Origin of the sequence: Bremerella alba, from assembly GCF_013618625.1 — a bacterium.
GTDB lineage: Bacteria > Planctomycetota > Planctomycetia > Pirellulales > Pirellulaceae > Bremerella > Bremerella alba.
On sequence record NZ_JABRWO010000001.1, the window covers coordinates 356,234 to 382,434 of the forward strand.

Here is a 26,201-nt window from a genome sequence, read left to right on the forward strand (position 1 = left end):
CCGCATGGCACCTGTGAAGCACTTTTATGTCCTGGGGCTCGGTACTTTTGGCGGACCACTGGCCAAGCAGTTGCATAAGAATGGCTGCCGAGTCACCGGGATCGATAGCCACCGAGAACGCGTCGAAGATATCAAAGACGATCTGTACGAAGCGATCATCGCCGACGCCACCGATTTCGATATGCTGCAACACCTGAACTTGAAGGATGCCAATGCGGTGTTTATCAGCATGGGGCAAGACATCAGCCCTTCCCTTCTGGCAACGCTTCATGTGAAGGAGCTAGGTGCCAAGCGAATCATTGTCAAAGGCGTGAGCAAGGACCACGGCAAGCTTCTCAAGAGCCTCGGCGTCGATCGGGTCATTTTCCCCGAGGCGGAAATCGCGGCCACGCTTGCCGACCGGGTGACCTGGCCCAACATCATCGACTTTCTGCCAATCGATCCGGAATACAGCTTCATGGAAGTAGCCATTCCCGACGACATGGTCGGCAAGTCCCTGATGCAGTTGAACCTTCGTCAGCAATTTGGCGTTTGGGTCGTGGGTATTAAGGACTCGATGACCGGCAAGCTCGAGATGTTTCCAGATGGTGGGTACACTCTAGGTTGCGATCAACTGATTCTGGTGGTCGGAAAGCAGTCATCGCTCGAGCAGTTACGCGACAAGACGTAAGCGTTAGCAATAGTTCGCAGCAGCTTGGCGAATTGCCATGTCCTTAGAAGACTTATAAACTAGAGTATTCTGAGAAGAACGCCCGCTGATTGACGAGGACCATTATACACCTATCTTCTAATGGACACTCGTTAGTCACCCCCCTCCCGAACGATCGAATGTTTTGCTTTCGATCCCCTTCCTAAATTTTTTTCATTGACAGATCCATCAATTGCGGGAAAGCAAATTCCCGCAACGCGTCTTAAGAATGGGGCGTGCGCCCCAATCGCCAAGAGAACCTAATCGCCATAATCAGCGAAAACCTCCTTTTTTCACAAAGCTATCCCGTTGGCGGTTTTCGTGTGTTATTATTTGACGCAACCTCGCTGTTAACCGGAAGATAGCCACGAAGCGGAGCCGAGCCCCCTTGAACGTTCTTTTTGCCAGCAGTGAGGTCTATCCATTCGCCAAGACCGGGGGGCTGGCGGATGTAGCAGGCGCTTTGCCCATCGCATTGCAAGGCATGGTCGACAATGTCACCGTGATTTTGCCTGCCTTTCGACACATCTATAAGTCTGGGCTGCCAATTGAAGAGCTGCCGATTTACTTCGACGTCCCAGTCGGAGGTCAAGTCGCCTCGGGGCAACTCCTGAAGTCCTATTTGCCCAATTCGGATGTTCCGATCTACTTTGTCAAGAACGACGAGTATTTCGATCGGCCTGAGTTGTATCGCGAAGCTGGGACCGACTACCAAGACAACTGCGAACGATTCGTCTTCTTCTGCCGCAGCGTACTGGAAGCGATTCGTTTGCTCGATCTGAATATCGATCTGTTGCACTGCAACGACTGGCAAACGGGCCTTATCCCGGCTTATTTGAATATCGAGTACAGCGCCACACACGGCTACGAGAACATCGCCAGCGTGCTGACCATTCATAACATGGCCTACCAGGGAAATTTCTGGCACTGGGACATGCTGCTGACGGGCCTGGACTGGAAGTACTTCAACATGCATCAGATGGAGTTTTTCGGCCATCTGAACTTCCTGAAGACCGGCATCGTCTTCGCGGACGCGATCACCACGGTCAGTCCACGTTATGCCGAAGAAATTCAATCGCAGCCCATGGGTTGCGGCCTGGAAGGTGCCCTGCGAGAACGCCGCTCGGTACTCGAAGGGATCGTCAACGGTGTCGATTACACGCGTTGGGATCCGGCGGCCGACGACGACATTGCGGCCCAATACGACCTGAGCAATTGGCAACAGAACAAGCCGCTGTGCAAAGAGGCGTTACAAAAAGAGTTCCACCTGCCGACCAACCCCAAGGCACCAATCATTGGCATGGTCGGACGCATGGCCGATCAAAAAGGCTTTGACCTGGTCGCCAAGGTGATTCGTGAACGCGCCCAAACCTGCGATTGCCAGTGGGTGATTCTGGGAACCGGTGAACCTCATCACGAAGCGATGCTGAAAGAACTTAGCAGCTTGTACCCCAACAAAATCGGCGTAAAAGTCGAGTTTTGCGAAGGAAAAGCTCGCCGCGTAGAAGCCGGGGCGGACATGTTCCTGATGCCCAGCCTATACGAACCATGCGGACTCAATCAGCTGTATAGTCTGAAGTACGGTACTGTCCCAGTTGTCCGCGAAACGGGCGGCCTGGCCGACACGATCACCAACATGTCGCCGGTGACGCTCGAAACGGGCACAGCCAATGGTTTCAGTTTCCGGGAGTACACGGCCGAGGCGTTACAGGATATCCTGGAAATCGCCATCACCACGTACCAAGAACAGCCTGATACCTGGAAGCAGATCATCGAGACCGGCATGGCACAAGATTGGTCTTGGGATCGCAGTGCTCAGCAATACATTGAACTCTATCAGAAAACGCTCGAAGCACGCCGCAACAATTAAAGTTGGTCGCCGCCGACAAGGATGTCGCCGTGAACCCTAGTTCCGGAAATGAGCTTCGTCGAGACCCACTGCTCGGGTTTCAAGTCGTGATCGCCGAAGGTCGCGAGAGTCGTCCGCAGCAGTGGAATGCGACCATTCCGGCCCCTTCGGCCATGCGATGCCCTTTCTGCGGTGGTCACGAAGATTCCACACCGCACGAACGACTCGTTCTGCCCCAGAATCTTAGCCGCAAGAACGATCAAGAGCCGTGGGAAGTCCGGGTGCTGCCGAACATCTACCCGTCGCTCTCGCCTGATTTCCCTGAGCATCCTCCCCAAACGTCTGGTCCCTTTTCCGAGTCGGTCACGGCCAGCGGAATTCAGGAAGTCATTGTCGAGTCGCCCAAGCACGTACGCTCGTTTGCCCAGTTGCCTGAGCAAAACGCGATCCTGACATTTCAGGCGTATCAGATGCGGCTCAATGCGATCCGCGAGGAAGGCCGTTGCCGTTACGTTCAGCTGTTTAAAAACAACGGCCCGGCGGCAGGTGCTTCGCTCGAGCACTCGCACAGTCAGCTGATGGCCACCCGCACCATTCCGCCGATCATCGAGCAGGAACTGGCCGCTGGTGAGGCCTATTTCCAAAAGACCCAGCGTTCATTCTGGAGCGATCTCATCGAGAGCGAACTGGCCGCAGGAACACGGATCGTGCACGCGGACGACCAACTGGTTGCGTTGTGTCCTTATGCGTCGCGCATGCCGTTCGAGGTGACCATTCTGCCGCGCGCTTCTCAGGCCGATTTCGGGCAGGCAAACTCTACGCTATTAGAGCAGCTTGCCTTGTTGTTACGCTCGATCCTGGTGCGAGTGGAAAAGGCATTAAATTTCCCGGCATATAACTACCTGATTCACACGATGCCGTTTGACACATTCTCGCCAGATCACTATCACTGGCATGTAGAGGTTTTGCCGCGCGTGACGGTCAGGGCAGGTTTTGAGTGGGGGACGGGTCTTTATGTGAACCCACTCTCTCCCGAGCGAGCCGCTCGGATCCTTCGAGAGTCACTGTGATCGATAAGGTCCGCACAACCTGAAAGGTCACCGTAGACCTTCCGTCAAACTCGTTTGGAAAAGCTAGCAAAGGGTTACCGGTTCTGCCGATTCGTCCTGTATCTAAATGGGCGTACTCCGCCGCACGACCTCCCCAACTCCCGAAAACTCCCCCGAGAAAATCATGAGCAACACGATCCGTCTTTGCTTGGTACTGCACAATCATCAACCCATCGGCAACTTCGATGGTGTCTTCGAGCAGGCCTATCAGGACAGCTACCTCCCGTTCCTGGACGTGTTTGACTGCTATCCCGATATCAAGATTGGCCTGCACACCAGCGGCCCGCTGATGGAATGGCTCGACGAACATCACCCTGAATACCTCGATCGCCTGGCCACTCACGTTAAGAATGACCGGATCGAAATCATTGGCGGTGTCTTCTACGAAGCGATCCTCCCGATGATTCCGCCGCGCGATCGTGTCGGCCAGATCGAAACGTACACCAAGTGGTTGACCGATCGCTTAGGCGCCAAGATCCAAGGCATGTGGATGCCAGAACGCGTGTGGGAGCAACCCCTCACGGCAGAAATCGCCGACGCAGGCATTCAGTACACCATCCTGGATGACTTCCATTTCAAAAATGCCGGCATCCCTCAGGAAGAGCTCTACGGCCACTACGTTACAGAAGAGTGCGGCAAGCTGCTCAATGTCTTCCCTGGCAGCGAACGCCTGCGTTATCTTCTCCCGTTCGCACCGGCCCAAGACACGATCGACTACATGCACAGCATTGCCGAACAGCACCCAGGCTCGGTTCTGGTATTCGGCGACGATGGCGAAAAATTCGGTACCTGGCCCGACACGAAGGCTCACGTCTACGATCGCGGCTGGCTGGCTCAGTTCTTTGAACTGCTCACCGCCAACAAAGATTGGCTGCTGACTACCACGCTCGCCGAAGCCTCGGAAGCACTCGCGCCTGTCGGCAAGACCTACATCCCCGAAGGCAGTTACCGCGAGATGACCGAGTGGGCAATGCCGGCTCAGCAGCAAGTCGAGTTCGAGGACATGGTTCACGAACTGGAACACCAGGAACATTGGCCGCAAATCAAAAAGTACATCCGCGGCGGTTACTGGCGGAACTTCAAAGTTCGCTACCCCGAGACCGACGAAATGTACTGCCGAGCGCTGGGCATCAGCAATCGCCTACACGCCGCTGAGCAAAATGGTGGCGACGCGCAACTGTTGGCCCAGGCCAAGAAGGAACTTTACCGTGGTCAGTGCAACTGCAGCTACTGGCACGGTGCGTTCGGCGGAACCTACCTGCCGCACCTTCGCAATGCGGTCTTCAAGCACTTGATTGCTGCCGACAATCTGCTGGACAAGGCCGAGCATAAAGCTTCCAGCTTCATCGAAGCAGAGGTTGCCGATTTCAATCTCGATGGCCGCAAAGAAGTTCGTCTGGAAGACGACAAGCTAGTCGCTTTGATGGCCCCGGCCAGCGGCGGTACGATTTACGAACTCGACGTTCGTTCGATCTGCCACAACCTGTTGGCGACTCTGTCGCGTCGCCCTGAAGCCTACCATCGCAAGGTACTTGCCGGTCCTTCGGCCGCTGGAGGCGAAGTCGCATCGATCCACGATCGCGTCGTCTTCAAGCAAGAAGGCCTCGACAAGATGCTGCAGTACGACACCTATCAGCGAAAGGCGTTGGTCGATCACTTCTTTGACAACAACGCTTCGCTGGAACAAGTGGCGCTGAACAATGCCATGGAACGCGGCGACTTTGTGGGTTCACCTTTCGACGCCAAAGTGCGACGCAACCCCGACCGCATTCAGGTTCAGATGTCGCGGATGGGTAACGCCTGGGGAATCCCGCTGAAGATTACCAAAGGGGTCACCATGAGCGCCGGCAGCAGCAGCCTGGAAATTGCTTATCTGCTAGAAGGCTTGCCGCAAGATCAAGTCCTGCACTTCGCCGTGGAAATGAACCTGGCCGGTCTTCCTTCCGGTGCCGACGATCGGTATTTCCACCAGGCCGACGGCAAAAAGCTAGGACACCTGGGTACGCAACTCGACCTGCACGAAGTTCAAGATCTCGGCGTGAAAGACGAATGGCTGGGCATCGATTGCCGCTGGAGTGCCGATCGCCCGACGAGCCTGTGGACGTTCCCCATCTCGACGGTCAGCCAGTCCGAAGGGGGTTTCGAAATGGTCCATCAAAGTGTCTGCATGATGCCTCACTGGTGGGTCCAAGGCGATGCCGAAGGCCGCTGGAGCGTCGTCATGCAGCTGGATATCGACACATTGCTCGCGGAAAGCCGCTTGCCGAAAGAAATACGGGAAAGCGTAAACGCTAGCTAAACAAATAGCCCATTGGGTGTAAGCAATCTCACCCTCAGGCAATTCTTTAACCAAGGGACTCGATCGCTAGCGGTCGAGTCCCCTTATTTCTGCGCGTACATGCCGCAATTTTGCTTTCTCTCTTCCTTAACCCAAAACCATTCTTCTATGTTGTGCGTAGGATGAGATAACCCCTACATACAAATTGGCGCAAAGAGAAATGCGCAATGAATCTTCAAAATAACAGGGAGAGTTTGTAATGAAATTTGCTTGGACATTTACGCTAGCCGCATTACTGGCCGCCGGACAGATCGCAGCCAACACCCCTCTTTTGGCGAAAGACACCGGCGATGACGCGGCGGCTTCGACCGAAGTGAAAGAAGCTGCGCCGAAAACCTTTCAGGACCAATTCAACGCAGCCATGGCTGTCGCCCGCACCGGTGGTAGCGATAACCTACCGACCCCTGAGCGTTTTGAAAAAGCGATCGAGATGATCGACGCGGCCTGGGATTTGGACCGCACGCCGAGAGAAACCAAGCAAGCGATCTCCATGAAGTTTTCATTGCTCATGGCGATTGATCGAGAAGAAGATAGCACCGAGGGAAACGCGATTGCCTTCCTGAAAGATCTCGTTCAAGGCGAAGACGCTGAAATTGCATTGCATGCCGAGAACATGCTTCTCTCGATTGAGCTAAGTCAATTACGCCAGCTTTCTGCGTCAGAACAGAGCGAGCTGCTTAATGAATTGAAAGCGCCGATCATCGAGACGGAACCAACTACCCGTACGGCTACCTTGGCTGCGACGCTCGCCAATACGATCTCCCGATATGTGGATTCGGAGTTGGCCGCAGAACAAATCAAGGACCTGGCAACTCACTTCAGCTCGACTGAAGACCCCTCGGTGCAAGAAGCCGCCACACGTTTGATCGGTCTCTCGAACCGCTTGAACCTGCCTGGCAACCCAATCGAAATCACCGGCACGACGCTCGATGGGAAAGACCTAAACTTCGCGACTAAATTCGAGGGGAAAACGGTCCTCATTGATTTCTGGGCAACCTGGTGCGGCCCTTGCATCGCGGAGTTCCCCAACATGAAGCGTCTCTACGAGACCTACCATCCCCACGGACTCGAGATTGTCGGGATCAGTCTGGACGACGAAAAATCGACCGTCGATGAATTCATGCAGACGCATGAGCTTCCCTGGACGATCGTCTTCAATCAACGCGGCGAAGGGGAACGGGGCTGGACTGACGAGAACGCCGGACGTTATGGAATCAGCGGAATCCCGACGATGATTCTCGTTGGCAAAGATGGCAACGTAACCTCGCTGACAGCTCGCGGCCACAACCTTGGCCAATTGCTCGCCGAAGCCTATCCCGACGTCGATGCTTCAGGAGAAGACGAACCGGCTGACGCGAAGCAGGCAGAGGCCGAGACGGAATAGTTCCGCGACCTCACACGCATCAACAAAAACAAGTTGCTGCAACAATTTGATAATCACGATGGCTGCTTATGAAAATAGGCAGCCATTTTTCGTAACTTAGAATGGATTGGTACCAACCGGGGTTTCTACGTGACGAGATCCGCCCCGGTAATGATGACCGCCAGCGAGGAGAGGCACATGAAACGCGGGTCGATCACTTCCATTTTTTCGATGCTGTTGACCGGATTACTCGCCCAGGGAACTCTGCTTCTGGCAGATGCCCCATCCGCAGACGAGACTCCGCCAGCCAGTGCTGAAACCTTTCAGCCCGAAACGGCCCACACCGGCTTTACGCAGTTTGAAACATTCATGCGTGATCCGAATAATCCATTCCCGATTGCCGATCGTTTGGAGCAAGGGCTCGCGATGATGGATACCCTGTGGGCCATCGACTCCGATATCGAGTTCAAGCACAAACTAATTTGGACACGCTTTTCACTCCGCATGGCCCAGGCAAGAACCGGCAATGAAGAGAGTATCGATACCTTGCTGAAAGAACTGACCGCGTATTCTCAACACGAGGAACCCGACGTCGCGCTGGCCGCTAGAGATGCCAGCATGACGCTTCAACTCATGCTCACTCGGGATAAGTCTGCTGAAGAGCGACTCGCGCTGGCTGAAAACCTACAGACCGAGATCCAGGCGATGGAAGTCGCCCCTGCTTCGGCCAAATTGGCGATGACTCTGGCCAAAAACCTTTCCTCGGTGGTCGCTGATACCACGGCCGCACGAATCGCCGACGAGCTTTCTCGACACTTTGCTAGTTCGGATGTCGCGGAAGTCCAGCGAGCGTCGGAAGACCTCAAAGGATTCTCGCGCATGGTCAACCTGAACGGCAACGAAATACGTATCAAGGGGAAAACGCTCGCCGGGAAAGAATTGGCCTGGGAGTCGCTGCGTGGCCAAGTTGTGCTGGTCGATTTTTGGGCGACCTGGTGTGGACCGTGCATTGGCGAGTTTCCACATCTGAAGCAGCTTTATCATGCCTACCACAAGCATGGGTTTGAAATCGTCGCAATCAGCCTCGACGATGCAAAAGCCGAGGTCGAGCAGTTTGTTGCCGATCGCGAGCTACCCTGGATCGTTGTCTGCAACGCCGAAGGAGACGACTATAACGGCTTCTCTGACGAGAACGCCCGACACTACGGCATCAACGCGATTCCCCGAATGATCTTCGTTGGCAAAGACGGCATCGTCCAAGCCACCGATGCCCGCGGCGATAAACTCGCGGAGCTTCTCGCCCAAGCGTTTCCCGATGTCGAGGCCCCAGAATTAGAAAGCGAAGAACCTGCTGCTGAGCAAAAGTAAGGCCCCCCCGACCGACTATTTGCTTTTGAGCAGGAATAAGAAACGGGTCCGACTTAATTGCGGACCCGTTTTCTTTTCCACTTGAGATAGTTGTCGAACTCTGGATGGGCCGTCAACAACTCGATGGTGTTGTAGCTGCGGCCGAGTTCCTTTTCATCGGGAATGACGTGATGGATCATCTGATGGCAGACCTGGCAAACATCGATCGTCTGTTGCATTTGCTGCTTCGAGAACCGGCTCTTAAACCATGACTTGCGATGGCAATGGCGCGGGATCAAATGATGCTCGTTAAAAGCTTCATCCCCGCACAGTTCGCAGCGAGCCATCCTGGTGATCCTTCGGGTGAAATGGGTTGCTTAGCCCCAGATAGACACCGAATCTCGTCCCAGGTTCGTCAAACGTGAACCTAGGAAAGTAGTTGGTGAACGACGTTTCCGTGAACGTCGGTCAGTCGGAAATCACGTCCGGCATAGCGGTAGGTGAGCTTCTTATGATCGAAGCCTAACGCGTGCAGCATCGTGGCATGCAAGTCGTGCACGTGCACCGGATTTTCCACTGCCTTGAAGCCGGTCTCATCAGTTGCCCCGTAAACCTGACCACCCTTGATCCCTCCGCCAGCCAGCCAGCAGGTGAAACCGTAGTGGTTGTGATCGCGTCCGTTCACTTTCCCCTGATTCGACCCAGGCTTGGGCAGCTCGACGGTCGGCGTGCGGCCGAACTCACCACCCCACAGGATCAACGTTTCTTCAAACAGCCCCATGCGTTTCAGGTCGGCAATTAAAGCACCGATCGCCTGATCGCACTGTCCTGCCAAGCGGCGATGAGACTTCTCTAGATCGTCGTGGCTATCCCACGGTTGGCCCTTATCGTGAAAGACCTGCACAAAGCGTACGCCCCGTTCTACCAAGCGTCGGGCAATCAGAATTTGCCGAGCTTGGATTCCGTCGCCGTAAGCCTCCAGCACATTCTTTGGTTCGCGCGAAACGTCAAACGCGTCGGTGGCTTCCATCTGCATCCGGTAGGCCAACTCAAAGGACTGCACGCGAGACTCTAACGCCGGATCGAATCCGCGTTGCTCGCGGTGGGCCTGATTCATCTGCTGCAGCAGGTCGATCTGCTGGCGTTGTTCTTCTAGCGATAGCTTCGAGTTCTTCACGTTCTCGATCAGCTTTTCGACTTCTGTGTGCCGCGTGTCGATATACGTTCCCTGGTACACGCCGGGCAAAAAGGCCGACTGCCAGTTCTGGGTCTGTTTGGTCGGATAGCCGTGAGGGCACATCACCATGTAGCCTGGCAGGTTTTGGTTATCCGTTCCCATGCCGTAGGTCAGCCAACTACCAAACGCAGGGCGAACCGCGACCGAGGCTCCACAGTTCATCAACCCCAGCGATGGCTCGTGGTTGGGAACCTCAGCCTGCATCGAACGAATCACGGCAATGTCATCGATATGCTTGGCCGTGTGTTGAAACAGCTCGCTGACTTCGATACCACTCTCGCCATACTTCTGAAACTTGAACGGCGACGCCATGGCGGCACCCGTTTTACGTTCCGTCCGAAGGTTCTCACCCCCAGGCAGCGGCTTTCCATCGTATTTGGCCAACAGGGGCTTGGGATCGAACGTATCGACATGCGAAGGACCACCGGTCATGAACAAGTGGATCACGCGCTTCGCCTTGGCCGGAAAGTGCGGAGGCTTCGGCTCAAGTGGATTCTGATACGACGCAGCCTGAGCTGCCGACTGAGCATCGGCCCCCAGCAGTTTTTCATCTCCCAGCAGACCGGCCAGACCCAGCATTCCCAGACCGGTTCCCATGCGGGAAAGCATGTCACGGCGGTTCATGCAAGCTTCAGGATGATGGGGGTATTGGCTATTCATAATCTTGTTCCGGTTCTTACTTGCGAGAGAGGGGCAGCGGACGGAAAAGGGTTAGTCCACGAACATGAAATCATTAGAGACCATCACCACCTGGGCGACACTGTCCCACTTGTTCCACTTCTCTTCGTCGTTCGATGATTCGACATATTTCAGTAACATTTCCGACTCCTGCTCTGTAGGGGATCGTTGAAGCAAGGTCTGGAAGAGTCGCTCGAGACGCTGGTCGTCGGAAAGCGATTTGTCGTCTTTCCACATTTCAGTCACCCATTGCGCCTGACGCTGCACGAAGGGGCTGTTGAGCAGATATAGGGCCTGCTGAGGAACACTCGTTTTAGAGCGGTCAGGGCTCATTGCGTCGGGGCTCGGATAGTCAAATGCCCGATAAAGGTTCGGCAGGTCTTGTCGATCCACAAATCCGTAAACGGTTCGCCGAGGAAGAAAGGGGACCTCCAAGATTTTAACCGCACGCCCCCCAAGAGAAGCATCGAGCGCCCCACTTGCTGCCAGCATCCCATCACGCATTTCCTCGAAGCTCAATCGTCGCCGATTCATCCGCCAGACAAGACGGTTCTCGGGGTCTTTCTCGCGGACCTCAGGACGGTCTTTGCTCGACTGCTGATAGGTCGAAGAGAGCATGATGTATTTATGCAGTTTCTTCAGCGACCAACCGTTCGATTGCAGGGACGTTGCCAGGTGATCCAGCAACAGCGGCAATGTGGGTGGATCACTACGAATACCAAAGTCGCCCGGCGTGAGCACCAGCGGCTGATCGAAGTGCCCCATCCAAACGCGATTCGCCATCACTCGTGCCGTCAGTGGGTTATCGTCGGCAACAATGTCTTCGGCCAGTTCCAGTCGACCGCTTCCGTTGGTATAGGCAGAATCGGACTCATCGTTTAGCACACGCACAAACTGCCGCGGCACGCGATCGCCACGCCGGCCTGGGTCGCCTCGTAAGAAAATTTGTGGGTCGTGAATCTTATCGCGATCGACTACGGCCATCGCCCGTGGAGACGATCCAGGCGAATCGATCTCGTGCCCTCGAATCTTTCCTTCAAGCTTCTTCTGGTGGTTACGGTCGCTGGTGAAGTTCGCCCGTCGAACGTCGTTGTCATCGAGTATCAGCGGCGAGAATCGACCGAAAAGAGACTTGGCAATTTCGGCCTGGGGACCTTCCAACTTGTCGACGGCTTCCTTCAGGAAGCCAGCATCGCGGTATGCCTGACCGATCGGCTTAAGCAGTTCATCGTAGGTATCGACCAGAGCCGGCAACGTCATCGGCTGGGCCGCTTTTAGGGCGTCGCGTACAGCAGGGTTCAACGGGCTTTGCTCGGATGTCCAGTCTACGAGAAGCGTTTCAGCTTGCGACGCATAAGGGTCATCTCCCAATTCGCGTGCTTTGAACAACGGTCCCCAAACCGGATCATTGGGTTTCCACTCGCGATCGGCGAATTGCTTCCACTTACTCACCAGGTGCGGACGAACGTTCTTGCTGTCGAGTTCGTTCTGCTCGAACTTGGCAATCTCGACGGCTTGTTTTTTCGAGACGGCCCGGACGATTAAATCGAAAAAGTGGGTCGACGATTCGAGGCGGATTGCTCGATCGACCTTGGCGATATGTTGGTCTAATTCGCCTTGCAGTTCATCCAACTTCTTCTTGAATTCCGGGTATAGCGGATCGGCATCAATGGGACCAACCAGCGGTGTTGTCTCTTCGAGTTGATCGAAAATACCATACAGTCCGTAATAGTCAGCCGTGCTGATGGCATCGTATTTATGATCGTGGCATCGGGCACAGGCCACCGTTAAACCGAGGACACCCCGTGTGACGACATCGATGCGATCGTCGATGGTGTCTTGACGCTTGAGGAACTGGCGACCAATGCGAATCAGCCCCAGCCCGGCCAGACGCCGATCTCCTTCTTCCGCGAAATAATCTGCGGCGATCTGTTCCTTGATGAACTCGTCGTAGGGCGTGTCGCGGTTGAACGCATCAATCACGTAGTCGCGATAGGCATGGGCATAGGGGAAACGTCTATCTTGTCCATCGTTCAAGTAACCACGAGTATCCGAGTACCGGGCAACGTCCAGCCAGATCCGGCCCCACTTCACACCATACTGATCGGAAGCCAGCAAGCGATCGATTACCTTCTCGAAGGCATTCGCGTCCTTGTCGTTGACGAACGCGGCAACTTCTTCCGCCGTCGGAGGAAGACCAGTGAGATCGAAAGTAGCACGCCGGATCAGAATGCGCCGGTCGGCTTGCTCGCTCGGTGCGATACCCGCTTCACTTAGCCGGCGGTGCACAAAGCGGTCGATGTCATTCGTGGCCCAATCACCTTCGGTTTTAGGTGCCGGCGGATTCTGGATGGGCTGATAGGCCCAATGATGCTGTTTGTCGTCGACCAATCGCTCGTCGAATGAGGCTGGACGCAGCGGTTCGGCCTCTTCGGGCCACGGCATCCCCAGTTTGACCCACTGTTCGATCGCTGCGATCTCCTCGGCCGGAATTTGACCGCTCGGAGGCATCTCCGTCGTTTCGTACCGAACCGCCTGAACCAGACTGCTTTCATCTGGCTTCCCTGCGACGACGACCTTACCGGAATCGCCCCCTTCGACGATCGCCGAACGTGCGTCTAGCCGCAGACCACTTTCCTGCTTTTCGGGGCCATGGCACTCAATGCATCGCTTTATCAAGACGGGACGAACCGACTTCTCGAAAAACTCGATATGCTCGGGAGAAAATTTATTTTCAGCCGATGCCTGGGCCGTGAACGTTAAAACCACGATCACGACAAGCGGCAATGCGAGCGTCCGCATAGAAATGAACCACTGAGTTAGGGAGGGATAGATCCAAAGGTGGGGCATGATAAAAACCATGTCCCACCTATTCTACCGCACCGCCTGGTATTGGTCCAAGTCTATTTGCTGCTCGCTGGCTGCAAATTACCCCTCCCTGGCGGGAAAAGTTCCGATTAAGAGCCCTCCGCGGGCTGAACAGGCGACTCTTCTTCCGGTTCGCTCTTAGCTGGCTTGCGTCCCTTTATACGTACACGCATATTGAGAAATTCGACGAGCAGTGCGAATGCCATCGCAAAATAGATATATCCCTTGTTGAAGTGGGTTCCCGCCCCTTCGGCAACCAGCATCACCCCGATCAAAATCAGGAAGCTGAGAGCCAGCATTTTCAAGGTGGGATGTCGCTCGACAAATTCAGAAATGGGGTTGGCAAACGCAATCATCACCGCGACCGAGATCAACACGGCCGTCACCATCAGCCAGATTCCGCTGATCTCAGTGCTGCCAATGGTAACGGTGTCTTTCACCATACCCACCGCCGTGATGACTGAGTCGAGCGAGAAAATCATGTCGAGCGCCATGACCTGAAGGATCACACCAGAAAAGGTCGCCGGGGCTTTCTTAGGGCCTTCTTCGCCATGCGGATCGTGCTCTAGCTTTTCGTGAATCTCGAACACACTTTTCCAGATTAGAAACAACCCGCCGAAGAACAGGATCAGATCTTTGACCGAGACGCCGGCCAGTTCTTCATGATGCTCGAAGAACTCCCAATCGCCGAAGATCGAACTCCAGTAGAAGAATGGCTCTTTTGCCTGCATCACCCACGAAATGGTGAACAGCAACAAAATACGCATCACCAAGGCGGCCAACAGGCCCACGCGGCGTGCGTTGGGGCGTTGCTCTTTCGGTAAACGTGCCGAAACGATCGCAATGAAAACAATGTTGTCGATGCCCAGAACAATTTCCATGGCGGCCAGGGCGGTGACCGCGATCAGTGCTTCCCACATGATGTTTCTTTCAGCGTCCCCTAGAGTGGCTTAAAGCGGCCACCAAGCTCGTTTTACCCCACGATTTTGTCCGTCGCATCATACCGCAGGCAGAAGTCCGTCACCATGCCGCTTTCTCGGCGAAGAACCGCTTGTACGCCGTTGCATGTCGCGTGCCATCGAACCACAATAAAGCGACCTGCGAAGAATTTCCCACCAAAGGATATTGGCTCATGAGCGAGTTTCTGGATCGTCGTCAAATGCTTTCCCTCTCGGGTGCCGCCGCGCTGACCAGTGTAAGCCTAAGCACGGGCACAACCATCGCCGCAGAAGCAGATCCCAAGGCTCCACCGGCGATTCGCTTCTGCTTTAACACCAGTACAATCCGCGGTCAGAAGCTGACCATCGAGCAGGAAGTCGACATTGCCGCCAAAGCCGGCTACGACGGAATCGAACCCTGGATTTCCAAGATTCAGCAATACAAAGACTCCGGCAAGAGTCTGCCAGATCTGGCCAAACGTATTGCCGATTCGGGGCTGAAAGTCGAAAGCGCAATCGGCTTTGCCAAGTGGATCGTAGACGACCAAGATCAACGCGCCGCAGGTCTCGAACATGCCAAGCGGGACATGGACCTGCTCGCTCAAATCGGAGGAACACGCATCGCTGCCCCTCCCGCAGGTGCCACCAATGGCCCCAAGATCGACCTGCTGGAAGTCGCCCTGCGATATCATGCCCTGTTGGAAGTTGGCCAGCAAACCGGTGTGGTACCGGAATTGGAACTGTGGGGCTTTTCGACCAATCTCAATCGCCTGGGCGAAGTGGCGATGGTGGTGGTCGAAGCCAATCACCCAAATTCGTGCATGATGCCGGATGTCTACCACATCTACAAAGGTGGGTCCGACTTCAGTGGGCTGGAAGCGATTAGCGGCCATGTGATTCCCGTGTTTCACATGAACGACTATCCCGCCCAGCCGCCACGCGACAAGATTAACGACAGTGCCCGCGTCTTCCCCGGTGATGGGGTCGCTCCGCTCAAGACGATGATCCAAACCTTAGTCAGAAACGGGTTCGCTGGCGTCTTCTCGCTGGAGCTTTTCAATCCTGAATATTGGAAGCGAGATGCACTAGAAGTCGCCCAGGAAGGCCTCAACAAGATGAAGGCCAGTGTCCACGATGCGATCGGCTAACACGTTTCCCACAACACGTTTGCACCTGAGACTGGCTATCGAGCGTCTGGGTAAGTCTTTTCAAGCGAGACAGAATCGGCGATCCAGAAGAATTCATTTTCTTTGTCGCCATAACCACGTTCGCGTTTCATGAGCACTTCGACGTCCCATAGCGGCTTGCCCGACTTTTTGTCGACGATTTGAAACGCGTGACGTCCGTAGTTTACTCCTTCGTAAACGCTGGTCGAAACGTCGTGGTCGAATTTCGACTCGAGCGCTGCCCCTTCCCATTCACTGAGGGCCTTCACAGCGTCGTGAGATTCAAATCCCTCGAGTTCTTCCTGGTTCATTTCATCTTGCTGGTAGTAGCCGGCCAGCGGTGTCGTTGCCGGCTGACGACCATTGAGGCGTAACGTCAACTGATGGGCCTCCATCGTCTTCTTTTCCAGCAGCAGGTCGAGCCAACTCTGGGCCATCACGCGCGAGGTACTCATCATCACGCGATCTTGCACGCTTCCCTGGGTAACCCCTATGCCCAGCCAGATGGCCGCCAAGCCCATGCCGATCAGCGCCATCCCCTTCCCGGTCAACACTTCTGATTTCGAGATTTGGTAGTAGGCCACCAGCGACAGAATGATGGCCAGCACCGGCACAATCCACAGCACGGATGTAAAAATTGCGAGTACCGACACAACCCCCAACACCATACCACCAATCGCCAGACGGCTCACTTCTCGGTAATCGAGCAGGTCCTCGTTCTCGGCAGAAAATCCAGCACGCGAAGCGTGGTTAGCGGTATCAGTCATAGGTAAGCGAAGCGTGATTAAGGTGTAACAGGTGAGAAGCCGGCAACAATGCGAATTAATCGGCGTGATTGGCCTCGTCGGCGGCGCGGCCAAGGCGCGTCATTGCGTACTCACTCATATCGAACGGGCGACCTCCCATGCCCAACTTAGAAGGCAACTCGAAGACAACCTGGCCGTACGACTGACCGGCCATCGATGGAAGATCGTTCTTCATCATTTGGTTGAACCCTTCTTCACCAACTGGCGAGGGGAAAAAGGTAAAGCAAATCCATCCATACATCACGATGGTCAACATAACGCAGCCAGCAATATCGAACGCTTGGTCGAACTGCTTGCCGAACCGCACCGGGAACTTCGACAGCTGGTCACACACCGCTTTTGTGACGGAAAAGATGATGAGAAACAGCAGCCAGATGATCAGGAACTCGGTGAACCCGCTCCAGTCAGGCAGCTTTTCGTTCAGCATGTTGGCCAAGCCCTGGGCGTAATTGAAAGCCAAAGCACTGGACAGAACGATCATCAGGCAGTTCAGGAAATTAGTCCAGAAGCACTGATTCCACGCTACCGCGAAAAGGCCTAACGGCAAGACAATGGAAAAAATAAAGAAGTACAACATGATGTGCCCTGATGAGGAACGAGCGTACGATTCAACCAAAGACCAAGAGGACGACCGGCTTCGTGCTATTCCTTGAGTACTCGACTGATTTCTTCCAACGACGTGACGCCGGTAGCCACCAGACGAATGGCTTCCTCTTGCAGGACCTTATTACCGGCTTGCTTCGAGGCGGCTCGAATCGCTTCCAATTTCGGTGACTTTACGATCGCCCGACGAATTCCATCGTCGACTTTCATCAACTCAAAGATACCGACTCGCCCGTAGTACCCGACACCACCACAATGCTCGCACGGCGGCTTCTTCGGATCGTCCGGTCCCGGAGGTGTCGGCGTCTTATAAAGCTTTTCGACCTTGTCCGGCGGGATTCCCAGGCGTTTCAGCAGTGCGACACTAGGCTGAAATTCTTCCCGACATCCTTTGCACAAGCGGCGACACAGCCGAGTATACAAGACACCATTCAAAGCGCTGGAATACTCGTCGGCCGGCACCTTCAACGAAAGCAATCGCAGCACGGCTTCGGCGGCGTCTTCCTTGGCATTCACGCTGGTGAAACACATACGTGTTCCGTTGGCTTGATCCAACAAGACACCGAACAACGCCGGACTATCGATGCGACGAACAAACAACGCGTCAGGCTGATTGCGAATCACGGCAGTTAAAACGGTCTCAGGGACATCGCCGGCAGCAGGATCATAATACTTCAGCGCGATGTTCATGACCTCTGGCTCGCGACACCCCTTCACTTCGATCCCTGCGAAGTCGCGCATCAAGCGGTCTGTCGAGGACAAGCCGGTATGCACCAGGGTTGTCAGCCCTCCCTCAGGTCGTGCCGCGAAAACAAACAGCCCGTTGGGAGCCCCCATCAGCCCTTTGACTTCCTGGATCATCGCTTCGCGCATGCCCAGCTCTTCCAGGGTTTCTAGTTTGGCGGTCACCACCGGCACGACGAAAATGACACGTTCGCCGGTCTGGGTCCCCTGCGAGGTGACCGAGCAGTTCACCTTTTTGCCGTCGTACTTCACGAAGAATTCACCCGACTGACGAGCACGACGTTCGTTCGGGTTCAGGTTGCACAACAACTTCAAAACCGTCAGCATCTGATCGCTTGATTCGCGATCGCGATTCTCACCGGCCAACCACACACCGTCGATCAAGTACCGCATCGCCACGGTGTCTTTGGTGTAGTCCATCATCACCTTGGTGCTTCGGCGGGTCACCATTTCGGCAACGAGCTCTTTCACCCAGACAAACGCATCTGGCAGTTTGCGCGCCGTGTACAGATTCTCGGTGTTCTTGTTATCGTCGGCCCCCAGGGCTTTAATTTCCATTTCGGGACCGGCATCCCAGCCCTCTTTCACTTCCCGCTTCATTTTGCCGCCGGACAACCCCGCCATAACAAAACGAATGTGATCCTTGGTCATGACCCGCTGGTGAGGATCGACCAGGTTATTCCTGGTTTTGATGTACATAAAAAGCGGCACGGCCCAAGCCGCGATTGCCAGGAGATATCCCAGAAAGAAAGGGATTGCCGCGGCCAGAAGCCAGAAGGTCAAGCCAAAAGCAAACACATTGGGGATCACCCAGGCCTGCGGCGACAGCTTCCGTTCGGGACAGTCCTGACCAACCCAGTCGGTGGTAAAGACCCACAGCCAGAACAACAGAAACATGGCGATCAACTTAAACGGATTTAAGTAGCCATATTCGAACTCTGTCCACTTGTACTTTTCAGGATTCGAAGCGGCCGTGTCTGTGCTTTGGGCGAACAGTTCCGATTCGAATCCAAACAAGCTGAGAGTAATCGCCAACAGAAGAAGGCCAAAAACCAAAAAAGCGATTCTTCGCATTAAACCATCCCAGGTTGTGCCACATTGATGCCTTTGAGTGCCATCTTCAACGCTTCGACGTTTGGCGCCACGGCGAAAGCCGTTTCGCGATCGATCAGTTCTTTATCGATCAGCGCCTTGAGGCTCATCGTGAAGTCTTGCATACCGTCGTCTTTACCGATACGAATTGCATCGGGTAGTTTGCTATCCTTCCCTTCCAGAATCAACTTCTGAACGGTTGGATTCATCGTCATGATCTCGACCGTCGGCACACGGCCCACGCCCGGCTTGATCGACTTGAGCAGTTTCTGGGCGACGATCCCCTTCATATTGAACGCGATGGCACTACGAATCGAGCCATGCATTTCTTCGGGGAACAAGTCGAGAATACGACCGATCGTACTCGATGCGCTGGAAGCATGGATCGTTCCGAACACCAAGTGACCCGTTTCCGCCGCGTGAATGGCCGTGAGGAACGTTTCCTGATCACGCATTTCACCAATCAGGATAATGTCGGGATCTTCACGCACAGCATGCGCCATCGCGATCTCGAAGTTTTTCACGTCCTGCCCGACCTCGCGCTGATTGATCAGGCATTTTTCTTCCGAATAGACGAATTCGATCGGGTCTTCCAGCGTAAGGATGTGCTTGGAGTAGTTTCGATTGATCCAGTTGAGCATCGACGCGATCGTCGTACTTTTACCAGAACCCGTCACCCCGGCCAGCAGCACCATCCCTTGGTCGAACTTACACAGATCTTCCATCACCGGAGGAATATTCAGTCCTTCGAAGTTGGGGATCCAATTGTTAATACGACGAGCGACCAGCCCCATGTTGCCCAGCTGGGTGAACATGTTTACACGGAAACGCCACTTTTCGCCATCGACGTCCACCACGTGGGCAAAGTCAGCCCCGCCGTTTTCTTTAAAAATCGCTTGGTTTCTCGCGTCCATCAAGGGCCACAGAAGATGCAGCATCTCCTCCGCGTCGATCGGTCCGCGATTGAGGTTCTTGAGCGTACCGTCTACCCGCACAATTGGCGGGCGGCCGACCTTCATGTGCAAGTCAGAACCTTCCAGCTTCACCAGCGCGCGGAAGATCTTGTCGACTTCATATACTTTGTCCTGCGAGAGAAATTTCTCGGCTATCGCTGCGTCGATTTCTGCCATGACTCTTCTACCTCAGTTCCTGAAAGTTTGAGGACAAGCCCCTCAGTTTGATTCGTGGCGGCCGTAAAATCAAAGCCGGACACAAATTCCTCGGTCACGCATCAATTCTTTCGTCTCATGAATTGTAAACTGGCCGAAATGAAAAATGCTGGCTGCCAACGCCGCATCGGCCTTGCCCTGCAAAATGGCATCGGCCAAATGCTCTGGACTGCCCGCCCCGCCGCTGGCCACCACCGGGATGGTTACTGCCTCGCTAACCGCACGGGTAACTTCCAAATCGTAGCCATCTTTGGTTCCGTCACGATCCATGCTAGTCAGCACAATTTCGCCGGCACCCAGTTCTTCGACCTTTTTCGCCCAACTGACGGCCTCTAGACCAGTCGGCGTGCGGCCACCGTTAATGTGGACTTCCCACACTTCCCGGCCCTCTTTTTCGACGCGTTTGGGGTCAATATTCACCACAATGCATTGGCTACCGAAACGTTTGGCTGCCTGACGCACAAACTCCGGGTCTTTACAGGCCGCCGAATTGATCGAGACCTTATCCGCTCCTGCATTGAGTAGCGAGCGTATATCTTCCAATGTCCGGATTCCGCCACCTACCGTCAGCGGCATGAACACTTCTTCCGCTGTCCGGCGCACGACCTCTAAGATGATGTCTCGCTGTTCGTGGCTGGCCGTGATGTCTAAAAACACCAGTTCGTCAGCCCCTTCTCGCTCGTAGCGCGCAGCAACTTCGACCGGGTCGCCCGCGTCGCGCAGCTGAACGAAATTCGTTCCTTTGACGACACGCCCCTGATTAACGTCTAAACACGGTATCACACGGCTGGCCAACATCGATGCTAACCGCAGCTTTCAGAAAGGGTTGCAAGGAAGAACCGAACCCAGAAAAGGGTCCGTAGAAAGGCAAATCTACTGTAAGCGGGACGGGACTCAGGGTCAACTAACCCCACCTGGGTATGGCATGGTTTTCGGGCAACTCAGAACTTAACGTGACTTCCCACGTGAAACGGCATCCAAGCGGCCAGACTCCCTGTTACTCATACAATCTAGCATGATTTTGGAGCCCCACCGATGAGCCGCATTTTGTTAATTGAAGCGAGTGCACGTAAAACGCGATCCCTGAGCCGTAACTTGGCCGAGCGTTTTGCCGCGGCATGGCTGTCGCACGCGCCGAGCGACGAGATCATTCGACGCGATGTCGGGCTCAATCCGCCACCGGCCATTACAGAGCAATGGATTGCTGCCGTATTCAAGCCGGAAGAGGCTCGCGATGCTTCGGACAAGCAGGTCCTGACTCTTTCCGATGAACTTATCGGGGAACTGATTCCCGCTGACATCCTGGTCATCGCCACTCCGATGTACAACTACGGCATGCCAGCCGCATTGAAGGCCTGGTTCGACCAAGTCATTCGAATTAACAAAACCTTCAGCTTCGACCTGGCCCGCGGCGACAATCCGATTGAACCCATGCAAAGCGGAAAAACGCTGGTCATGCTAACAGCCGCCGGCGAAGGAGGACTGCTCGATAGCATCGCTTCCCACAAGAACCATCTTCATCCCCACATCATCGAGGCGTCACGTCTATTAGGGGTCGAGCAGCACGAAACGGTTGCCATCGAGTTTCAAGAATTCGGGGATCAGCGGTTCGACCACTCCCAAGCCCAAGCTACCGCCGCGATCGAGCCCTTGGTAGAGCGGCTGATGGAGCAAACAACTTGCTCTAGTCGATGAGCCGTGAGTGTCCCGCTGGGGGAATAACATTAGATATAGTCATCCCAAGCCGGCCCCGCCGAGCCTGCTTGGGCGAAGCTATCTTCCACCAACTGACACTCGGGCAGCGCCTTCAAAAATGCCCGGCCGTAGCCCTTCGTCTGCACGCGTGGGTCCATAATCACCACGATCCCCTTATCCGAGTGCCCGCGAATCAATCGCCCGAAGCCTTGCCGCAGCTTAATGATCGCTTCCGGCAGTTGATACTCTGAGAACGGCTGGCCACCCCGCTCTTTGATTTGATTGAGCCGGGCCTGCAGCAGTGGATGATCTGGCACGCTGAACGGCAGCTTCGTGATGATCACGTTCTGGAGGGCATCGCCGGGGACGTCGACGCCTTGCCAGAAGCTATCGGTTCCGAAAAGCACCGAGCCTGGCGTCTCTTTAAACTTCTGCACCATCTGCCCGCGAGGCATGCCGTCGGACTGGCTGAACAGGGTGTACCCCTTCTCGCTCATCCAGCGGCTCACGCGTGAAGCACAATTTCGTAGCATGTCGTAGCTGGTAAACAGCACAAACGCGTGCCCTTGGGTTTTCTCGACGTACCGCTTCACCATATCAGCCAACGCCTGGTCGTAGTCGCGGCGATTGCTGGGCTCTGGCATCCCTTTGACCAGCACCAGCTTGACATTCTTCTTGTAGTCGAACGGACTGCCAGAGGTGACTTCATCGTTGCGGGTGATGCCGATGCGGTCCTTGAAGAAATCGAATCCCTGGTCGGGCGACGACGACAGCGTGGCGCTGGTCAGGATCACGCTGTCCACCTTTTGAAACAGCTCTTCACGCAGCACTGGTCCCACTTCGATCGGCGTCGCGAACAGCTTTACCCGGCGGTAAGGCCCCCGTTGCTGGCTGCTTTCGACCCAGTAGACGGTGTGCTCCATCTTCTGCATCCGCCACGCTTCGACCGAATCACCCATCAAAAAGATACGATCCGACAACGAATGAAAGTCCTGCCGGGTTCCTTCCTCTTCAAACTGGTCTCCTGCCGATTTCACCATCTGAGCCAACTTGGCCATTGCCGGCGAAAGCACGTTCGGAATCAGCTCAGGGACCGTCACGCGGCCGTTTCCGCCTGGGTTTTCTTCTAACCAGCTATCGATTTCGTTGAAGAACTGCTGAGCCCGATAGCGGGTATGCACCACCTGGTTCATCGCGTCGCTACACTCGTGGTGCACCAGGAGGCCTTTCTGGGTGCGTTCGTTGAACAGCTTGTTCAGGGCGAAGTCGATCTGCGTCGACGTGACCGACATCCCCAGGTGATCGCCTGCCACCCCTTCCAGCGTATGGGCTTCGTCGAAGATCACCGCATCGTACGATGGCAACAAACTGACGCCGCTACGGCGCAGGGCCAAGTCGCTGAAGAACAGGGCGTGGTTCACAATCAGCAGCTGAGCGTTCTGCATCCGGCGACGGGCTTTGTAATAGAAACAGTCGTCGTACGTCGGGCACTTGCGTCCCAGGCAGTTGCCGCTGTCGCTGGCGATCTCGTCCCACACACGTATGGCCGGGCGATAATCTAAATCGCTCAGCGAGCCATCGGTCGTCTTCTTTGACCAATCTTTGAGCATGCGCAGCTGGGCCGTTTCTTCATCTTTGTCGAACAGGCTGGCACTACGCGCCGCCGCAGAACCCAGCCGTCTCAGGCTCACGTAGTTGCCACGTCCCTTAGCCAGAACGGCGGTGAACTCCAAAGGAATAGCCGCATTGATCAGCGGAATGTCCTTTTCCAGCAGCTGTTCCTGCAGACTGATCGTGTGGGTCGAAATGACAATCCGGCGAGACTTTTCTCCATTTCCTTGTTGACCACAAGCCCACAGAATCGATGGCACCAAGTAGGCAAAGCTCTTGCCGACCCCTGTGCCGGCTTCGACCACCAGGTGCCGGTTCTTTTTGAGCGCCTGCCCCACGGCCTGGGCCATGGCCATCTGCTGGGGGCGTTCCTCATATTTTTGTAATCGACGAGCGATCAGCCCTTGGGGGCCCAAAACGTCGTCGATTGTCAGGTTATCCATCCGTGTCTGCTTAACTGACTGATACTGTTTTACAGGGTCGGTAACTGTTAACTCTATCGCGAATGCCGCCGACTGCCCACCACGATGGGTAAAAGTCGCGACGTAAGCTGGAGCAGTGACTCGATTTGGAATAGACTAATGGCCGGTCTCTTCTGGCCGACCTTTTCGTTATGTCCTTCTGCGTTGAGAAAGTCATCCACGATGCCGATCGACTTCGATTGCGCTGTTTGCAAACATAGGATTCGTGTCCCGGACGGAGCCGAAGGGAAGCGAACCAAGTGCCCTAAGTGCCAAGCCATCCAGCCAGTTCCGTCTGAATCGGACGAACTGCGGCTGAAGGACTCGCCCAGCGAACCGCAGCCACCTTACAGCCCTAGCACGAGCGACGTCTTCCAGCTGACCGAACCCACACCGAGACCGCAAGAGCCAAAGCCCTTGGCCGATGCGATGCCAGATCACGAGGCCGACCCTTACGCCCCCTCGTTCGGAGAGGACGCAGTCAAGGTCAATGCGGCTCGTATCGAGGCAATGGAAAAGCTTCAGACGCCGGTGCTCATCTGTTTGATTCTGGCCGGATTGGGCATCGCGGCGAACCTGGTGACCTTGATCATCGCGGTCATCAATATTGTGGGGGATGGGGCTCGAGGAAACGACGTGCTCGTTCAATTGGCTAGTTATTCAATCGGAATCGGGTTCTCGATTGGCCTGTTGGGGTTTGCCTGCTTCAGCCTGATGCAAGCCCGCGATCTCAAGAATTACGGTCTGGCCTGGGCCGGCTTCATCATCACGCTGCTACCCTGCTCCTGCTTTTTTCCGCTATCCCTTCCCATTAGCATCTGGGGAATGATGGTGCTGTCTGATAACAGCGTCCAGCGACAGTTCACTTCCTAAACAACCGTTATCAGATCTTACGACTACGTTGAGACTCCCTCGAACCGATCAGGTGCCACTTCATGTCGATTGACTTCCCCTGCTCGCATTGCCAGAAAACAGTCCGTGTGCCCGACGGCACCGAAGGCAAAAAGACCAAGTGCCCCAGTTGCCAGCAGGTACAGGTCATTCCCGACAACAGCTCGTTCGGTTCATCACCCGCACCGACGCCCCCACCCGAGCAACCGGCCAAGGATGACTCGATTTGGAATGATCTGAACACCGAGTCGCAGCCGGCCGCTTCCCCGGCCAGCAACCCGTTCGGCGACGCCCCAGATCCGTATGGCGCCCCGCAAGACAACCCCTACTCGTCCCCCACCAGTTCGACAAACTACACACACCAGCCTGTCTCGCGGGCCGAGGCACGCTCGAAACTGATGGGCCCGGCCATCGGTGTCATGCTGTCTAACGGCTTGGGTCTGCTTCTGCTGATTGTCTGGGCGGTTGCGACAATCGTCGAGATCCAGAACCAAGGCGAACTGAAGGACACACCTGAAATCGTGGGAGCCAGTATCGCGTTGTTCCTTATGTTTGGCCTGCCATTTATGCTCAGCCTGCTGACCATCGTGGCCATGATCCGGGCAATTTACGTCCGCAATTACATCTTAGTGATGACCGGATTCATCTTGGCATTAACTCCCTTCGCGGGAGGTTGCGGCTGTTTCCTCGGATTGTTCTTTGGCATTTGGGGAATCGTGATCATGAACGACGACTCGGTGAAAGCAGCGTTCCGCCAACCCTAAAGCAATTCCCCTTTGAGAAAGTCGTCCGATGCCGATTAGCTTTCACTGCGAAACCTGTCGGCGGTCTATCTGCGTTCCCGATGGCTCGGAAGGCAAAAAGACACGCTGTCCGGAATGCTACTCGATCGTGCGGATTCCCTTCAGCGGTAACGCCTCGCTGTTCATGCCTGAGGGTCCGCTGGATACGATTGACGAACAGGACGACCCGCTCGGCATTACCGATCCCGAGAACGTCCGTCCTCCAACGCCGCAACAACAACTTCAAGCCAACAATCCGTTTGCCACCACCAGTCAAGTATCGGCCAGAGCCGACCAGGCAGAACCGGTGGAGCTTCCCTTTCCAGGCGTATCTCCGAAGAAATTCAAGCGGTATTGTTTCGAGTTGCGGCTGTGCGTCACCGTGGTAATGGTCTGCTGTCTTCTCGCGTTGGTATTGGTTGCCATTGGAGTCGCTGATACTCTCATCGGATACTACGAAAAGGGAGGCGATCCGACGGTTATCTACGCTGGCATAAGTTTCGTTCCCGTGATTATTCTGCACTTGGGGACCCTGCTTTGTCTGAATGAAGCACGACGGATGGGAAATCTTCGTTTGGCCTGGATCGGCCTCGCGTTGTCTTTGTTCCCCTTTGCAAACTATTCCGTCTGCTTAGTTTTTCCGGCACTTTTCACGTTTTGGGCGATGTACTCGCTGAATCGAGATGAGATCACACTCTCATTTCAGAGCGTCAAACCGAAACCGACGCCTGACTGACACGCCACCTTTGGTGTGTTAAAACAAGCG

At 55.1% G+C, this 26,201-nt stretch carries 21 protein-coding genes; 11 read left to right on the forward strand and 10 right to left on the reverse strand.

Translation table 11 applies throughout. The features are described from left to right. The first annotated feature begins 4 nt into the window (after positions 1-4). The 6 genes from HOV93_RS01405 to HOV93_RS01430 all read left to right on the forward strand — a co-directional run bounded on the left by HOV93_RS01405 (position 5) and on the right by HOV93_RS01430 (position 8,715). Positions 5-670 carry a potassium channel family protein gene (locus HOV93_RS01405; protein ID WP_207394655.1) on the forward strand — a complete coding sequence of 222 codons (666 nt, stop codon included), beginning with the start codon at positions 5-7 and terminating at the stop codon, positions 668-670. 406 nt (positions 671-1,076) lie between these two features. Beyond that, complete coding sequence (glgA, locus tag HOV93_RS01410; RefSeq protein ID WP_207394656.1) at positions 1,077-2,558, forward strand: glycogen synthase GlgA; 1,482 nt, start codon at positions 1,077-1,079, stop codon at positions 2,556-2,558. A gap of 29 nt (positions 2,559-2,587) precedes the next feature. Continuing rightward, on the forward strand, positions 2,588-3,607 hold the full coding sequence (locus HOV93_RS01415; protein ID WP_207394657.1) for a galactose-1-phosphate uridylyltransferase: 1,020 nt from the start codon (positions 2,588-2,590) through the stop codon (positions 3,605-3,607). A 163-nt stretch (positions 3,608-3,770) separates the two neighbouring features. After that, positions 3,771-5,945 carry an alpha-amylase/4-alpha-glucanotransferase domain-containing protein gene (locus HOV93_RS01420; protein ID WP_207394658.1) on the forward strand — a complete coding sequence of 725 codons (2,175 nt, stop codon included), beginning with the start codon at positions 3,771-3,773 and terminating at the stop codon, positions 5,943-5,945. A 238-nt stretch (positions 5,946-6,183) separates the two neighbouring features. Then, positions 6,184-7,368, forward strand: a complete 1,185-nt coding sequence (locus tag HOV93_RS01425) for a TlpA family protein disulfide reductase (RefSeq protein WP_207394659.1) — start codon at positions 6,184-6,186, stop codon at positions 7,366-7,368. Positions 7,369-7,545: 177 nt separating this feature from the next. Continuing rightward, positions 7,546-8,715 (forward strand): TlpA family protein disulfide reductase, encoded by a 1,170-nt coding sequence (locus HOV93_RS01430; protein ID WP_207394660.1) that lies wholly within the window; start codon positions 7,546-7,548, stop codon positions 8,713-8,715. A gap of 53 nt (positions 8,716-8,768) precedes the next feature. Here HOV93_RS01430 and HOV93_RS01435 read toward each other — a convergent pair whose 3' ends face one another. From HOV93_RS01435 to HOV93_RS01450, 4 genes are all read right to left on the reverse strand, one after another. Then, positions 8,769-9,041, reverse strand: coding sequence for a hypothetical protein (locus tag HOV93_RS01435; RefSeq protein ID WP_207394661.1), 273 nt, complete (start codon positions 9,039-9,041; stop codon positions 8,769-8,771). An 80-nt stretch (positions 9,042-9,121) separates the two neighbouring features. Continuing rightward, positions 9,122-10,591, reverse strand: coding sequence for a DUF1501 domain-containing protein (locus HOV93_RS01440; RefSeq protein ID WP_235989668.1), 1,470 nt, complete (start codon positions 10,589-10,591; stop codon positions 9,122-9,124). 51 nt (positions 10,592-10,642) lie between these two features. Further along, positions 10,643-13,459: a PSD1 and planctomycete cytochrome C domain-containing protein gene (locus HOV93_RS01445; RefSeq protein ID WP_207394662.1), complete on the reverse strand. Its 2,817-nt coding sequence runs from the start codon at positions 13,457-13,459 to the stop codon at positions 10,643-10,645. Between the two features lie 107 nt (positions 13,460-13,566). Further along, the gene (locus HOV93_RS01450) at positions 13,567-14,397 is read right to left on the reverse strand and encodes a TerC family protein (RefSeq protein WP_207394663.1); all 831 of its coding nucleotides are present in this window, start codon (positions 14,395-14,397) and stop codon (positions 13,567-13,569) included. 212 nt (positions 14,398-14,609) lie between these two features. Here HOV93_RS01450 and HOV93_RS01455 point away from each other — a divergent pair, with 212 nt between their 5' ends. After that, positions 14,610-15,563 (forward strand): sugar phosphate isomerase/epimerase family protein, encoded by a 954-nt coding sequence (locus HOV93_RS01455; RefSeq protein ID WP_235989670.1) that lies wholly within the window; start codon positions 14,610-14,612, stop codon positions 15,561-15,563. 35 nt (positions 15,564-15,598) lie between these two features. Here the strand turns inward: HOV93_RS01455 and HOV93_RS01460 are convergent, their stop codons facing one another. From HOV93_RS01460 to hisF, 5 genes are all read right to left on the reverse strand, one after another. Next, on the reverse strand, positions 15,599-16,348 hold the full coding sequence (locus tag HOV93_RS01460; RefSeq protein ID WP_207394664.1) for a DUF4190 domain-containing protein: 750 nt from the start codon (positions 16,346-16,348) through the stop codon (positions 15,599-15,601). 55 nt (positions 16,349-16,403) lie between these two features. Next, a complete protein-coding gene (locus HOV93_RS01465; protein WP_207394665.1) occupies positions 16,404-16,964 on the reverse strand; it encodes a CvpA family protein in 561 nt (186 codons plus the stop codon). Between the two features lie 65 nt (positions 16,965-17,029). Then, positions 17,030-18,808: an ATPase, T2SS/T4P/T4SS family gene (locus tag HOV93_RS01470; protein WP_207394666.1), complete on the reverse strand. Its 1,779-nt coding sequence runs from the start codon at positions 18,806-18,808 to the stop codon at positions 17,030-17,032. Continuing rightward, positions 18,808-19,956, reverse strand: a complete 1,149-nt coding sequence (locus HOV93_RS01475) for a type IV pilus twitching motility protein PilT (protein WP_207394667.1) — start codon at positions 19,954-19,956, stop codon at positions 18,808-18,810. Before HOV93_RS01475 ends, HOV93_RS01470 begins: the two co-directional genes overlap by 1 nt. A 69-nt stretch (positions 19,957-20,025) precedes the next feature. Then, positions 20,026-20,793, reverse strand: coding sequence for an imidazole glycerol phosphate synthase subunit HisF (gene hisF, locus HOV93_RS01480; protein ID WP_207394668.1), 768 nt, complete (start codon positions 20,791-20,793; stop codon positions 20,026-20,028). Positions 20,794-21,030: 237 nt separating this feature from the next. Between hisF and HOV93_RS01485 the strand changes: the two genes are divergently transcribed. Beyond that, positions 21,031-21,690, forward strand: a complete 660-nt coding sequence (locus tag HOV93_RS01485; RefSeq protein WP_207394669.1) for an FMN-dependent NADH-azoreductase — start codon at positions 21,031-21,033, stop codon at positions 21,688-21,690. A gap of 29 nt (positions 21,691-21,719) precedes the next feature. Here HOV93_RS01485 and HOV93_RS01490 read toward each other — a convergent pair whose 3' ends face one another. Beyond that, a complete protein-coding gene (locus HOV93_RS01490; protein WP_207394670.1) occupies positions 21,720-23,744 on the reverse strand; it encodes an ATP-dependent DNA helicase in 2,025 nt (674 codons plus the stop codon). Positions 23,745-23,945: 201 nt separating this feature from the next. On the opposite strand from HOV93_RS01490, the gene HOV93_RS01495 reads away from it, so the two are divergent. From HOV93_RS01495 to HOV93_RS01505, 3 genes are all read left to right on the forward strand, one after another. Next, complete coding sequence (locus tag HOV93_RS01495; protein WP_207394671.1) at positions 23,946-24,635, forward strand: hypothetical protein; 690 nt, start codon at positions 23,946-23,948, stop codon at positions 24,633-24,635. Positions 24,636-24,697: 62 nt separating this feature from the next. Further along, on the forward strand, positions 24,698-25,417 hold the full coding sequence (locus HOV93_RS01500) for a hypothetical protein (RefSeq protein WP_207394672.1): 720 nt from the start codon (positions 24,698-24,700) through the stop codon (positions 25,415-25,417). Between the two features lie 28 nt (positions 25,418-25,445). Next, on the forward strand, positions 25,446-26,171 hold the full coding sequence (locus HOV93_RS01505) for a hypothetical protein (protein ID WP_207394673.1): 726 nt from the start codon (positions 25,446-25,448) through the stop codon (positions 26,169-26,171). Positions 26,172-26,201 lie beyond the last annotated feature (30 nt).